The organism is Bacillus thermotolerans (assembly GCF_000812025.2).
GTDB lineage: Bacteria > Bacillota > Bacilli > Bacillales > Domibacillaceae > Quasibacillus > Quasibacillus thermotolerans.
Genome location: NZ_JWJE02000014.1, coordinates 68,720 through 81,324, shown reverse-complemented (window position 1 = coordinate 81,324; position 12,605 = coordinate 68,720). Strand labels below are relative to the sequence as shown.

Here is a 12,605-nt window from a genome sequence, read left to right as displayed (position 1 = left end):
CCATGTTATCTCTAGTTGTGTTTCTTAATTATACAAAAAAGTACCCTATAGGTAGACTTTTTTTGGTGTCTACTCTATAGGGTACACTTTATACAGCAGGCGGTTTTTTGCTTTTAGATCCGTTTGATTGCTAAAGCATCGCGCATTTGTGAAATCGCTTTTTGCCCTTCTTCTCCAAGAGCCATCATGACATTAACGTAAAGAGCGTCAATAATGATAAGCTGAGCAATTCTTGAGGACATGGCTTCTGTGCGGAATTCTGTTTCTCTGGATAAGGTGCACAGTTGGACATCTGCTTTTTCGGAGAGAGGTGATTTAGAAAAACCGGTAATAGCAATGGTCTTGGCCCCTCTGTCTTTAGCGATAGTAAACATATCTAAAATATCCTTCGTCGAGCCCGAGTGGGAAATAAAGATGGCACAATCCTCTTCCCTTAACTGGGAAGCACTCATTAATTGCATATGGGCATCCATCGTTACTGAAACACGAAGGCCCGTGCGAATCAGCTTATGGTACGCATCCTGTGCAATAACCGAGGAACCTCCGCTGCCGAATAGATGGATATGTGAAGAGGAGAGGATCATTTGCACAGCTTTTTCAACTTCTTCAAAATCGAGAACAGTCAGCGTATCCTCAAGCGCTTGAACACTGGAGCGGAAGACCTTTTCCGTAATCATCTTTGTGTCATCATCCCGGCTGATTTGCTCATGAATATTTTTGATCGGCTCCACAACTTCTGAGGCTAAAGCAATTTTCATTGCTTGGTAGCCCTTAAACCCAATGCGCTTGCAAAAACGAAAGACGGTAGAATCGGCCACACCAAGATCGTCAGCTACCTGGTTAATGCTTGAGTGAATAATATTTTGAGGATTCTTTAAAATATAATCAGCAATCATTTTTTCTTTATTACTTAAATGAGGGTAATGTGATCGAATGCTTGTTATGCAAGGCTGCTTCATAAGTCTCGGGCTATCTCCTTTACGTATAGTATGAGGTGTTCTCATTAAAAATATCATACCATAAAAAATATTTTTTTATAAAGGTTGTTAAAAGAAATATTTTTCTATAAAATAAGCGATAGAATGAATAATTCGGAGGTAATGAATATGCAAATTGGTTTAATTGGCCTCGGTAAAATGGGCTTTAATTTGGCATTAAACTTAATGGAGCACGGCCATCAAGTAACAGCTTACGATATAGACGAGCAGTTAGTGAAAAAAACTTCCGCTGAAGGCGCTAAAGGCATCACCTCTTTAGAAGAGCTGAAAAGCTTGTCAGCCCCTCGGGTGATTTGGATGATGGTGCCGGCTGGAGATATTACGGAGAACGTCTTTCAAGAGGTGCTTCCTCATTTAGAGAAAGGCGATATTTTAATTGATGGCGGCAACGCTCATTACAAGGATTCTATCCGTCGAGGCGAACAGGCGTCAGCACAAGGTGTCTATTATCTTGATTGCGGTACAAGCGGCGGTACGGAAGGCGCACGGCATGGCGTATGCGTGATGATCGGCGGCAATAAAGAAGCGTTCGATCAAGTCGAGCAGGTATTTGATGACATCTCCGTAGAGAATGGTTATCTGTACACAGGCGAGATCGGCAGCGGTCATTTTCTGAAAATGATCCATAATGGAATTGAATACGGTATGATGCAGGCGATTGCTGAAGGGTTTGACCTGCTGGAGAAGAGTCCGTTTGATTATGACTATGAGAAAGTATCGCGTGTTTGGAATAACGGTTCGGTTATCCGCTCTTGGTTAATGGAGCTGATGGAGAGTGCCTTTTCTAAGGATGAGAAGCTGGATGCAATTAAGGGAGTTATGCACTCGTCAGGAGAAGGAAAGTGGACGGTAGAAACTGCTTTGGATTTCCAAACAGCCGCTCCTGTTATTGCTTTGTCTCTCATGATGCGCTACCGTTCATTGGAGGAAGATACGTTCAGCGGTAAAGTAGTCGCTGCACTTAGAAATGAATTTGGCGGGCATGCCGTTGTGAAAAAAGAAGAGTAAGTAGAGGAAAAGAAAGGCTGAAAAAGCTTTAGGAGGATACATCATGTCAGATGCTATGCTGATACTTGTTGCTATAGCGGGTATCTTTGCTTTATTATTCTTAGTTATTCGCACGAAGCTTCATGCTTTTGTTGCATTGCTTCTTGTCAGTTTAGTGGTTGGGGTGCTGGCGGGCATGCCATTTGAACAAGTCATCGAGTCTGTAGAAACCGGAATGGGAGGAACCCTTGGGTTTGTCGCTGTGGTTGTCGGACTTGGTGCCATGTTTGGGCGTATGCTTGAAGTATCGGGTGGTGCAGAACGGCTTGCACAGACGATTATTGGGAAATTTGGAGAAGATCGAGCCCAGTGGGCGCTCGGTGTGACGGGTTTCCTCGTAGCTATTCCCGTATTCTTTGATGTTGGCTTTATTATTTTAGTTCCGATTGTGTACGGGTTAGCAAAGAAAACAGGGAAGTCGCTGCTTTACTATGGGATTCCGTTGTTGGCCGGTCTGGCGGTTACACACAGCTTCATTCCGCCGACTCCGGGACCGATTGCTGTAGCCGATTTAATTGGTGCGGATCTTGGCTGGGTTATCTTGTTCGGTGCTATTGCCGGTCTTCCTGCCATGATCATTTCTGGTCCTTTATTCGGCCGCTACATTGCCAAACGCATTCATGTCAGTGTGCCGGATTACATGAATATTGAGGAAAAAGAGTGGGATAAAGAGCTTCCGGGCTTCGGGTTAATTGCCTTTTTGATCCTCATTCCGCTTGTATTAATTTTAATGAATACTGTATTAGGCGCAACATTAGAAGAAGGAAATATGGCTCGGACGATCTTTACCTTCCTTGGTCATCCGTTTGTCGCTTTAACGATTGCTACGCTTTTGACATTTACTTTCTTGGGTACAAAGCGCGGTTACACGAGAGAGGAAGTACAAGAGATTGCGACGAAAGGGTTGGAGCCTGCGGGGATTATTATCCTCGTTACCGGTGCCGGTGGTGTGTTTAAGCAAGTATTGATTGACTCAGGAGTAGGCGAAGTATTAGGTAATATGATGGCAGGGTCTGCTTTGCCCCCGTTATTGCTTGCTTTCTTAATTGCTACGCTTGTTCGTGTAGCACAGGGCTCAGCTACTGTAGCGATGGTTACCGCTGCGGGACTCGTCTCGCCGCTCATTGAAACATTAGGCATGGAAGGACCGGTTCTCGGCTTGATGGTTATTGCTATTGCTGCCGGGGCAACAATTTTCTCTCATGTAAATGATTCAGGGTTCTGGCTCGTTAACCGGTACTTTGGTTTAGATGTAAAAGATACATTAAAGTCCTGGACAGTCATGGAATCGTTGATTGCCCTTGTAGGATTTGGAGTCGTGTTTATCATTGGTATGTTTATTTCCTAACATTTGAGGGACAGATTTATTCTGTCTCTTTTTTTCAGTAAAAGGAGAAGATGATGATGAGTAAACCATATATGATGGGTGTTGACATCGGCACAACCAGCACAAAAGCAGTAATATTTAAAAAAGATGGCTCGTTTGTTCATCGGGCGGGGATGGAATATCCATTGCATACGCCTGTACCCGGTGCAGCAGAGCAAGATCCAGAACAAATTTTGCAGGCCGTGGTAACTTCCATTAAAAACTGCCTGCAGGAGAGTGGAGTCCGAGAGCAGGAAATAGAGTTTCTTTCGTTCAGTTCAGCGATGCACAGTGTGATTGGAGTAGACGAGAACGGCAGACCGTTAACCTCTTCTATTACGTGGGCAGATAACCGAAGCGCGAAATGGGCCGAGAAAATCAAAAACGAGTGGAACGGTCATGAGTTATATCTTCGGACAGGTACGCCTATTCACCCGATGGCTCCGCTCAGTAAATTGATATGGTTAAGGGAAGAGCATCCGGAAGTATTCCAGCGGTCAGCGAAATTTATCTCTATTAAGGAGTATATCTTTTACCGGCTGTTTGGCGAATATGTCGTAGACTATTCTATTGCCTCGGCAACAGGTATGTTTCATTTAGAAAACTTAACGTGGGATGAAGAGGCGCTGCGTCTAGCAGGTATTACAGAGGAGCAGCTGTCTAGACCCGTTTCAACGACAGAGGTAATTGTTGGCTTGGATAGCGCCTATGCAGAGGAGATGGGGCTGCGGCGCAACATTCCTGCCATCATTGGTGCGAGCGACGGCGTGCTCTCTAACCTCGGCGTCAATGCGATTTCTCCAGGGGTGGTTGCGGTCACGATTGGTACGAGCGGGGCTATTCGCGCTGTTTCTGATAAGCCGGTCACAGATCCTAAGGGTCGGATTTTCTGCTATGCCCTGACAGAGGATCATTGGGTGATCGGCGGTCCTGTCAATAATGGCGGCATGATTTTTCGCTGGGCCAAGGATGAATTAGCAGCAGCAGAGGTAGAAACGGCTAAACGCTTAGGAAAAGATCCGTATGATTTATTAACCGAAATGGCTGCTAAGGTTCCTGCTGGGAGCAAGGGGCTCATTTTTCATCCATACTTTGCAGGAGAGCGTGCGCCGTTATGGGATGCGAATGCAAGGGGGTCATTTATCGGTCTGGCCCTTCATCATAAAAAGGAGCACCTGATCCGCGCCGTATTGGAAGGAATCGTATACAACCTGTACACTGTGCTTCTTGCCTTAGAAGAGCTGATCGGCACGCCAAAGAAGGTTCAAGCAACAGGCGGCTTCGCCCGTTCTCCGTTTTGGCGCCAGCTCTTGGCGGATGTCTTTGACCAGGAGGTACTCATTCCCGAAAGCTTTGAGAGCTCCTGCTTTGGAGCGGCTGTGCTGGGGCTGTATGCCATGGAGGAAATTGACAGCCTTGAAGCAGTCAATAATATGGTAGGTGCTGTACATGCTCACCAGCCAAATGAGGAGGAGGCGGCTGTTTATAAGGAGATCATCCCTCTTTATATCCGGCTGACACGCTTATTGTCTGAGGAGTACGCCTCTATTGCTGCTCTTCAAAACAAATCGTAGCAGCGAATAAAACAGGCGGCCCTTCTTCACCTTATAAATAATGGTTTTCCTCTTTAGGAAAAGAGGTAAATACCTGGAGATGATATAGTGAGGTGAAGGGCATGAAAAGAGCATTAGGGCCGCTTATTATTATCGGTATTATCGTACTTGTATTGGCGGCTATGGTCATTCCAAGCTACAATGGTCTGGTTGATTCAGAGGAAAATGTGGATCAGGCCTATGCTCAAGTGGAAAATCAGCTTCAGAGAAGAATGGACCTGATTCCTAATTTAGTGAATACAGTAAAAGGGTTCGCGAACCATGAACAAGAGGTGCTTCAGAACATTTCAGACGCCCGGGCACGGCTTGCTGGAGCCAGTTCTCCCGAAGAGCAGGCAGAAGCGAATGATGAATTGTCCGGAGCTTTAAGCCGGCTGCTTGTTGTTGTGGAGAATTATCCGGAGCTTAAGGCTGATCAGAACTTCCGTCAATTAATGGATGAGCTGTCAGGTACAGAAAACCGCCTGGCTGTTGCTCGTCAGGACTATAATGATCAAGTGTCGCAGTTCAACAGAAAAGTGAAACGCTTCCCAGGTTCAATAGTCGCTGGCCTGTTTGGATTTGATGAGAAAGAATATTTTAGAGCTGCTGAAGGAGCGCAGCAGGCGCCGACTGTTGACTTTGAAGGTGTGCAGCAGTGATGAAAAAAGCTGCTTTAGCTTTAGCAGCAGCGTTCTTGATTATCTGCTCTTTTGCTTTCTCAGCTTCTGCCGCGCCGGCACCTCGGGGTGATATTTACGTTCAGGATTTTTCAAACGTGCTATCGCCTGAACAGGAGGCTGAACTTATCCAGCTCGGCCGGCAGCTTGAGGATGCGACAACAGCCCAGGTAGCCGTGCTAACTGTGCCGACAACAGAGGAGGTACCGGTGGCACAATATGCGAATGAAGCATTTCGGCAGTATGGTTTAGGCAGCGCAGAAGAGAACAATGGGGTGCTGCTTCTTGTAACGACAGAAGGAGGACCAGGTGAGAGGCACATTCGGGTAGAGGTTGGTTATGGTCTGGAAGGGGCTTTGCCTGACGGAAAGGTTGGCCGAATCCTGGATGAATATGCTTATCCGTACCTTGTGAATGAGCAGCCGGCGGCAGCTATTATGAATACGTACAAAGTGCTTTATAATGAAACAGCCACGGAATACGGCTGGAAGGGGCAGCCTGTTGAGGCACAGCCATATCAGTCAGGCGAGAATGGCATGAATCCGTTTTGGCTGGTGATCATTGCCGTCCTTATTGTGTTTCTAGACATAAAGTTTTTTGGAGGAACCTTGTCGCGGCTCTTTCTTTATATGCTCTCCCGCGGAGGCGGGGGAGGCGGAGGGGGCGGCTACCGTGGTGGCGGAGGCGGTTCTTCCGGCGGCGGAGGGGCTGGACGGAACTGGTGAGAAAAGACCTGCAGGGCGTGGGTGCCGGCTTTTTCTATTCATAAAAAAACAACAGCGGGATTAGTTCCCAGCTGTTGTTTTTTCGTATGCTTTTTCCTTAATAGCGTCTGTAAGAATGGAGACAGCTTGCTCAATTTCCTCTTCTTTGACATTGAGCGGCGGCAGGAGCCGGATCACATTCGCTCCAGCAGTCAGCGCAAGCAGTCCTTTCTCACGAGCAGCTGCGATGTAAGGGCCGGCTTCCTCTGTCAGCTCAATGCCAATCATTAAGCCTTTTCCTTTAAACCCTTTAACTTGTGGGATAGAGGAGAGGGCTTCTTTTAATGATTTCACCAGCTTCTCTCCTTTTTCATTCACCTGAGCTAGGAAGCTGTCATCGAAAACGGTGTCGAGTGTTGCTTTGGCAGAAGAAAGTGAGACCGGATTGCCGCCAAAAGTAGAGCCGTGTGAGCCTGGTGAAAAGGCTTCGGCCAGCTCTTTCTTTCCAATAATAGCTCCGAGAGGAAGCCCGCTCGCGATTCCTTTCGCACTGGAAATAATATCGGGGTCTAGACCGACATGCTGGAAAGCAAATGGCTTGCCGGTACGGCCGATCCCTGTTTGAACCTCATCAATCACAACGAGAGCACCATACTCGCGAGCAAGAGCGCTTGCCTCTTGAAGGAAATCTTGATCTCCTTCGTTTAGGCCGCCTTCGCCTTGGATGACTTCAAACATAAGGGCAGCTGTTTCCTTATCAAGAACCTCTTTTAAAGCAGATAGGTCATTGAAAGGAGCATAAACAAACGTTTCTAGCATTGGTCCAAAACCGGTTTTGATTTTCTCCTGGCCAGTGGCTGCCATCGTCGCAAATGTACGGCCGTGGAAAGAGTTCGTAAACGTAACAATCTTTGTACGCCCGGTTGCTTTGCGAGCTAGTTTAATAGCTGCTTCATTCGCTTCTGCACCGCTGTTGGCGAAGAAGACAAGATCAAGGCCGGAAGCCTCTGTTAATTGCTTCGCGACTTCTTCCTGCAGTTCGATTTGAAATAGGTTGGATGTGTGCCAGAATTTCTCAAGCTGCTGTTCTACTGCATCCTTTACTTGTTCCGGCGCATGGCCAAGATTACAAACACCAATACCAGTCGTGAAATCTAAATACTTTTTGCCGTTTTTATCTGTTAGCCAGGCACCCTTTGCTGAAGAAGGGGTAACATCCCAGCGGGCATATGTAGGGAATAAATAGCTCATACTGTCACCTTCTCTTTAATAAACTTTGTACCGTACCATTCACCTTGCTCATAAAACGCTTTTTTGCCGGATACGATGTGGACTTGGCTGACGTGATCAGAGAAAGCTCTTAAGGCAGATTGAACCTTTGGAATCATGCCTCCGCTGATGACCCCGCTTTCAATAAGCTTTTCCGTTTCTTGTTCAGTGAGCTCGGAAATCAGCTCGCCGTCCTGCAGTACACCGTCTACATCGGTTACCATCAAGAAATGCTCAGCTTCTAAGGCATTCGCTACTGCACAAGCCGCATGGTCTGCATTGACATTAAGTACTGTTCCATCAGGACCTGCTGCAATCGGTGTTAAGACAGGAAGCAAGTCTTCTTGGCACAAGAGCTTGATAAACTGACTGTTGACGCTCGTTACATCGCCGACATAGCCAAGCTGTTCTTCATCGATGAAATCTGCTTCTAATAACTGGTTATCGCTTGAGTTCAATCCGATCGCCTGAAGGCCGTGCTGCTCTAGCATTCTAACAAGCTTGCGGTTTAGACTGCCGGCAAGAGCCAGTTCCGCGGTTTCGAGCACTTGTTTTGTTGTTACGCGTAACCCTTTTTTGAATTCGCTTTGTACCTTTAATGTTTGCAGCATAGCGTTGATTTCCGGCCCGCCGCCGTGGACAAAGACGATGGAATAGCCTTGCTCGGTTAACTCCTTCATGCTTTCAAAGAAAGAAGGGGATAGTTCACTTAACACACTGCCTCCGCATTTTACAACGATTGTTTTGTTCATAGCTTCCTCCTGATAAAATAGTCAGGAGCCTGAGAAGCCGGCTCCTTATTTTTCCACAAAGTATTAGAGTCCAAAGAAGTAATAGCGCTTATGTTCTGTAGCTGGCATTGATTTTCACATAGTCGTAAGAAAGGTCGCATCCCCAAGCTGTGCCGCTGCCTTCACCGATATTTAAGTGAACGGTAATTTTGATTTCTTCTTCATCCTTCAAGTACGCCGTTAATTCTTCCTCCGAATAGTCGGCTACCTCGCTTTGAGAAAGGATGAGGTGATTTCCAACAGCAATGTCGATTGTTTCTGGATTCACCTCAATTGGGCTGTAGCCGATTGCTCCGATAATGCGTCCCCAGTTTGCGTCCGCGCCAAACACAGCTGTTTTAACGAGGCTGGATCCTACAACTTCCTTTGCCGCTCTTTGTGCTTCCTCGTCGGAAACCGCTCCATTTACTTTTACCTCGATCAGCTTAGTCGCGCCTTCTCCATCACGTGCAATTTTCTTTGCAAGCTGCTCACTCACTTCCTTCAGCATAGAAACAAAGGTCGCCCATTCTGGATGCTGAGGGGAAAGAGGGGAGTGGTCGGCTAAGCCATTCGCCATAACAACGACTGTGTCGTTAGTAGAGGTGTCGCCGTCTACTGTAATTTGGTTAAATGTCTGATCGGTTACTTCTTTTAAAGCAGTGTGCAGGTGTTCAGAAGAAATGCAGGCATCTGTCGTTACGTAAGCAAGCATCGTAGCCATATTTGGATGGATCATGCCTGATCCTTTAGCGGCTCCGCCCATTGTGACCGTTTTTCCTTCGATAGTCGCTTCAACTGCCCATCTTTTTGTCGCTAAATCAGTTGTCAGAATAGCAGATTCGAATTGTTCAGCATCGGCTGCTTCCGCTTTCGGATGCAGGTTTTTAATGCCTTGTTCCATTTTTTCCATATTCAAATATTCTCCGATAACCCCGGTGGAAGAAACAGCCACATAATGCTCAGGGATATTTAAGTGTTCTGCCAGCCATTCGCGCGTCTGATAGGCATCTGCTAATCCTCTTTTTCCTGTGCAGGCGTTCGCACATGCACTGTTCACTAAGATGGCCTGAAGCTTGTTTTCAACAGCTAAGCTGTCTTGTGTCACTTTAATCGGAGCTGCTTGAAAGTGGCTTGTCGTATAGACTGCCGCACTTTCAGCCGGCACCTCACTGAAAATGACGCCAAGATCATTTTTAGAATAGCGGAGACCAGCATGGATGCCGGCAGCGGCAAACCCTTTTGGTGAGACGATAGATCCGTCTAGGAGAACCTTAATTGGTTTGGATTTCTCTAATGTTTGCATGGTGTTTCCTCCTCATTATTTTTATTAAGGGTAAATAGGGAATCCGCGTAAGCCGGCTGTTTCCTCTATGCCAAACATGATATTTGCGTTTTGGATTGCCTGGCCAGCTGCCCCCTTCATCAAGTTATCAATAACTGCTACGATGGTCGCTCTGTTTGTACGCTCATCGACATCAATACCAATGTCACAGAAGTTAGAGCCGGCAACTTCCTTCACTCCCGGAAATTCTCCAAGAGGACGAACCCTGACGAAGAAGCTGTCTTTATAGGCTTCTTTATATAACTGATGCAGTTCGACTGCTGACATAGGCTGCTTCATTGGTGCATAGATCGTAGCCATAATTCCTCGGGTGATCGGCAAAAGGTGTGTAGAGAAGGTGATAGGACCTACTGTACTGTCCCATGCCTGCAGCTGCTGCTCAATTTCAGGTATATGCTGATGCTGATTCACTTTATAAATTCGGAAGTTATCGTTCATCTCGGCAAAGTGGACGAGCTGCGATAAGCCTCTGCCAGCTCCCGATACACCAGACTTGGCATCAATAATGATGCTTGACGGATCAATAGCTTCCGCCTGAATAGCTGGTGCCAGACCGAGCAGAGTAGCTGTCGGATAGCAGCCGGGATTGGATAACAGGGAAGCATTTTTCACCTCTTCCCGATTCCATTCTGTTAAACCGTATACGGCCTGTTCAAGTGTGGATGCTTCAGCCGGTTCCTTTTTGTACCACTTTTTATAATCTTCTGTATTTTTCAAACGCAAGTCACCAGACAGGTCTACAACCTTTGTGTTGTTAGCTAGCAGCTGAGGTGACAAGAAGGAAGATGCACCCGAAGGAACAGCTAGAAACACGACATCACATTCAGTTGTGATCTTTTCAGGATCTATTTTCATTAATGGCAAAGGACAAATTTCATGTAAATGAGGGTAATCATCCGTCGCTGGTACTTGGTCTTTACTTGATGAATAGACAGAATGAAGGGTAAACTCTGGATGATTTGATAATAGACGTATAAGTTCAATTCCACCATACCCGGTTGCTCCGATAACTGCTGCTTTCATTGTAACCTCCCGAAATGCATTTTTATTTATCGTTATACATGTTTATGTATATTTATTAATAATTATAGAACGAACCAGCCATGAAATCAACTAATTTTAGGAATTTTATTTAATTTTTTTGCTGCAAAAAAATTTTGCACTTGAATAATTGAAGGATTTTTGGGGATAATATCGAATTATTTGAAGAACGACAGTAGGCAAATTCTTTGTAGATGGAGGATAACCATGCATTTAATCGACTGGTTTGAAAAAGGCATACCGGCAGATGAATATATCAGTAGAATGGAGCAGAACAAAGAGAACGTTCAGGCGATCCGGGAAGGGTTTACTATAGGGAAGGAAGAGGATTCTTTCTTAAGCCAGCTTCAGGAAAAGCAATTAAACGTCATTGTCTTAACAGAGGACTGGTGTGGTGATGCCATGCTAAATGTGCCAATCTTGCTGGAGATCGCTCGTTATGCCAATATGGAGGTCCGTTTTCTGTATAGAGACCAGAATTTAGAACTGATGGACCAATATTTAACGAACGGAACTTCACGAGCCATTCCAATCTTTATCTTTATTAATGAGGAAGGCGAAGAGAAGGCCGTATGGGGGCCGCGTGCTCCGTATTTGCAGGAGCTTGTTAACAGCAAGCGCTCCGGACTTCCTCCGCGCGACCATGAAGAATTTGAGGAAAAGCAGCGCACGGTGTACAAAGAGCTCCAGGAGGCGTATTTAACAGACAAGGAGCTTTGGGGAGAAGTGTACCGAAGCATTAAGACGACTTTAACTGAGCGGCTGTTTTAATAAGGTGTTTGCCGCTTTTTGTTAGGTGGCTCATATATAAAGGACAGCCAGTGGAAGATGCCCGCTGGTCTGTTCTTTTTTTATGCATACAGGCAGCAGGCACATCATGTAGCAGCTTGCATCTTTAATTAAACGATATCAAGTCTAATCTTCGTTCATGATTAATATAGCTATAAGCAGCTAATAGCAATCGGGAAGGATTCCATGGAGGAGAGGTGCAGTCATGGGAAAAGGAGCTCTTTATAAAAGTGAAGAAGGAAGGGAGTTCATTGCCCGGCATTATGAACGGTATGTAGACTCGTTGCCGTTTGATGTCGAGCGAAGGTATGTGGATACAAGTTATGGGAAAACCCATGTGCTTGTAGCAGGACCATCCGAGGGAAAGCCCGTTTTTATCTTTCAGGGCGGCAATTGCATTAATCCAATGACATTATCCTGGTTTTCACCGCTAGCGGGCAAGTATCGAATTTATGCACCAGATACGATCGGGCATCCTGGGTACAGTGCTGAAGATAGAATTTCAGCTAAAGACCATAGCTTTGCCCAATGGATAGAGGAATTGATGAATGATTTTCATATTAATAGGAGTGCATTTGTTGGCTCATCCTATGGGGCGGGGGTTATTTTAAGATTAGCTGCTTTTTTGCCTGAAAAAATTGCTTGTTCTGTATTAGTATCCCCGGCGGGAATAGGGGTAGGTTCCAAAGTGAAAATGATAAAAGATATTCTGCTCCCCTTAGTTTTATTTCATGTTACTTCATCGGAGAAATTCCTTAATAAGATTACGGATATTATGTCAGACCATACCGTGAAAGAAATAGACAAAAGGATTATTGCTGACATATTTAGATACATCAAGCTGGAACAAGAAATGCCTAAGTTAACGGAGAAGAAGGAATTAACCAACTATGACTCGCCTACTTTACTCATAGCAGGAAAAAAGATATCTTTTTTCCTGAAAGCAGATTAACTCAAACGGCTAAAGACATCATTCCGAATCTAATCGCATTTAAGTCTTACGA

12 protein-coding genes are annotated in these 12,605 nt (G+C 45.6%); 7 read left to right on the top strand and 5 right to left on the bottom strand.

What is annotated here, in order from left to right:
* Positions 1–113 precede the first annotated feature (113 nt).
* The gene (locus QY97_RS07780) at positions 114–959 is read right to left on the bottom strand and encodes a MurR/RpiR family transcriptional regulator (RefSeq protein WP_039236649.1); all 846 of its coding nucleotides are present in this window, start codon (positions 957–959) and stop codon (positions 114–116) included.
* Between the two features lie 123 nt (positions 960–1,082).
* Here QY97_RS07780 and gnd point away from each other — a divergent pair, with 123 nt between their 5' ends.
* The 5 genes from gnd (at position 1,083) to QY97_RS07755 (ending at position 6,408) form a co-directional block, all read left to right on the top strand.
* Complete coding sequence (gnd, locus tag QY97_RS07775; protein WP_083965835.1) at positions 1,083–2,006, top strand: phosphogluconate dehydrogenase (NAD(+)-dependent, decarboxylating); 924 nt, start codon at positions 1,083–1,085, stop codon at positions 2,004–2,006.
* 43 nt (positions 2,007–2,049) lie between these two features.
* Positions 2,050–3,393: a GntP family permease gene (locus QY97_RS07770; protein WP_039236646.1), complete on the top strand. Its 1,344-nt coding sequence runs from the start codon at positions 2,050–2,052 to the stop codon at positions 3,391–3,393.
* Positions 3,394–3,446: 53 nt separating this feature from the next.
* Positions 3,447–4,985 (top strand): gluconokinase, encoded by a 1,539-nt coding sequence (gntK, locus tag QY97_RS07765; protein WP_099098545.1) that lies wholly within the window; start codon positions 3,447–3,449, stop codon positions 4,983–4,985.
* A gap of 101 nt (positions 4,986–5,086) precedes the next feature.
* Entirely contained in the window at positions 5,087–5,665 is a 579-nt protein-coding gene (locus QY97_RS07760; protein ID WP_039236641.1) for a LemA family protein, read from the top strand.
* The gene (locus QY97_RS07755; RefSeq protein ID WP_039236639.1) at positions 5,665–6,408 is read left to right on the top strand and encodes a TPM domain-containing protein; all 744 of its coding nucleotides are present in this window, start codon (positions 5,665–5,667) and stop codon (positions 6,406–6,408) included. Before QY97_RS07760 ends, QY97_RS07755 begins: the two co-directional genes overlap by 1 nt.
* A gap of 60 nt (positions 6,409–6,468) precedes the next feature.
* Here the strand turns inward: QY97_RS07755 and QY97_RS07750 are convergent, their stop codons facing one another.
* The 4 genes from QY97_RS07750 to argC all read right to left on the bottom strand — a co-directional run bounded on the left by QY97_RS07750 (position 6,469) and on the right by argC (position 10,794).
* Positions 6,469–7,638 carry an acetylornithine transaminase gene (locus QY97_RS07750; RefSeq protein ID WP_039236637.1) on the bottom strand — a complete coding sequence of 390 codons (1,170 nt, stop codon included), beginning with the start codon at positions 7,636–7,638 and terminating at the stop codon, positions 6,469–6,471.
* Positions 7,635–8,408 carry an acetylglutamate kinase gene (gene argB / locus QY97_RS07745; protein WP_039236635.1) on the bottom strand — a complete coding sequence of 258 codons (774 nt, stop codon included), beginning with the start codon at positions 8,406–8,408 and terminating at the stop codon, positions 7,635–7,637. The genes QY97_RS07750 and argB overlap by 4 nt, the downstream gene beginning before the upstream one ends.
* An 88-nt stretch (positions 8,409–8,496) precedes the next feature.
* A complete protein-coding gene (gene argJ / locus QY97_RS07740; protein ID WP_039236632.1) occupies positions 8,497–9,732 on the bottom strand; it encodes a bifunctional glutamate N-acetyltransferase/amino-acid acetyltransferase ArgJ in 1,236 nt (411 codons plus the stop codon).
* Positions 9,733–9,756: 24 nt separating this feature from the next.
* Positions 9,757–10,794 (bottom strand): N-acetyl-gamma-glutamyl-phosphate reductase, encoded by a 1,038-nt coding sequence (gene argC / locus QY97_RS07735; RefSeq protein WP_039236629.1) that lies wholly within the window; start codon positions 10,792–10,794, stop codon positions 9,757–9,759.
* A gap of 225 nt (positions 10,795–11,019) precedes the next feature.
* Between argC and QY97_RS07730 the strand changes: the two genes are divergently transcribed.
* Together QY97_RS07730 and QY97_RS07725 are read left to right on the top strand one after the other, a co-directional pair.
* Complete coding sequence (locus QY97_RS07730; RefSeq protein WP_039236627.1) at positions 11,020–11,583, top strand: thioredoxin family protein; 564 nt, start codon at positions 11,020–11,022, stop codon at positions 11,581–11,583.
* 223 nt (positions 11,584–11,806) lie between these two features.
* The gene (locus tag QY97_RS07725) at positions 11,807–12,553 is read left to right on the top strand and encodes an alpha/beta fold hydrolase (protein WP_232506257.1); all 747 of its coding nucleotides are present in this window, start codon (positions 11,807–11,809) and stop codon (positions 12,551–12,553) included.
* The last annotated feature ends 52 nt before the right edge of the window (positions 12,554–12,605 follow it).

Excerpts from the sequence above, each read along its gene's own strand:
- QY97_RS07780 (WP_039236649.1), bottom strand. The coding sequence starts at position 959 with ATGAAGCAGCCTTGCATAACAAGCATTCGATCACATTACCCTCATTTA.
- gnd (WP_083965835.1), top strand. The coding sequence starts at position 1,083 with ATGAATAATTCGGAGGTAATGAATATGCAAATTGGTTTAATTGGCCTC.
- QY97_RS07770 (WP_039236646.1), top strand. The coding sequence starts at position 2,050 with ATGTCAGATGCTATGCTGATACTTGTTGCTATAGCGGGTATCTTTGCT.
- gntK (WP_099098545.1), top strand. The coding sequence starts at position 3,447 with ATGATGAGTAAACCATATATGATGGGTGTTGACATCGGCACAACCAGC.
- QY97_RS07760 (WP_039236641.1), top strand. The coding sequence starts at position 5,087 with ATGAAAAGAGCATTAGGGCCGCTTATTATTATCGGTATTATCGTACTT.
- QY97_RS07755 (WP_039236639.1), top strand. The coding sequence starts at position 5,665 with ATGAAAAAAGCTGCTTTAGCTTTAGCAGCAGCGTTCTTGATTATCTGC.
- QY97_RS07750 (WP_039236637.1), bottom strand. The coding sequence starts at position 7,638 with ATGAGCTATTTATTCCCTACATATGCCCGCTGGGATGTTACCCCTTCT.
- argB (WP_039236635.1), bottom strand. The coding sequence starts at position 8,408 with ATGAACAAAACAATCGTTGTAAAATGCGGAGGCAGTGTGTTAAGTGAA.
- argJ (WP_039236632.1), bottom strand. The coding sequence starts at position 9,732 with ATGCAAACATTAGAGAAATCCAAACCAATTAAGGTTCTCCTAGACGGA.
- argC (WP_039236629.1), bottom strand. The coding sequence starts at position 10,794 with ATGAAAGCAGCAGTTATCGGAGCAACCGGGTATGGTGGAATTGAACTT.
- QY97_RS07730 (WP_039236627.1), top strand. The coding sequence starts at position 11,020 with ATGCATTTAATCGACTGGTTTGAAAAAGGCATACCGGCAGATGAATAT.
- QY97_RS07725 (WP_232506257.1), top strand. The coding sequence starts at position 11,807 with ATGGGAAAAGGAGCTCTTTATAAAAGTGAAGAAGGAAGGGAGTTCATT.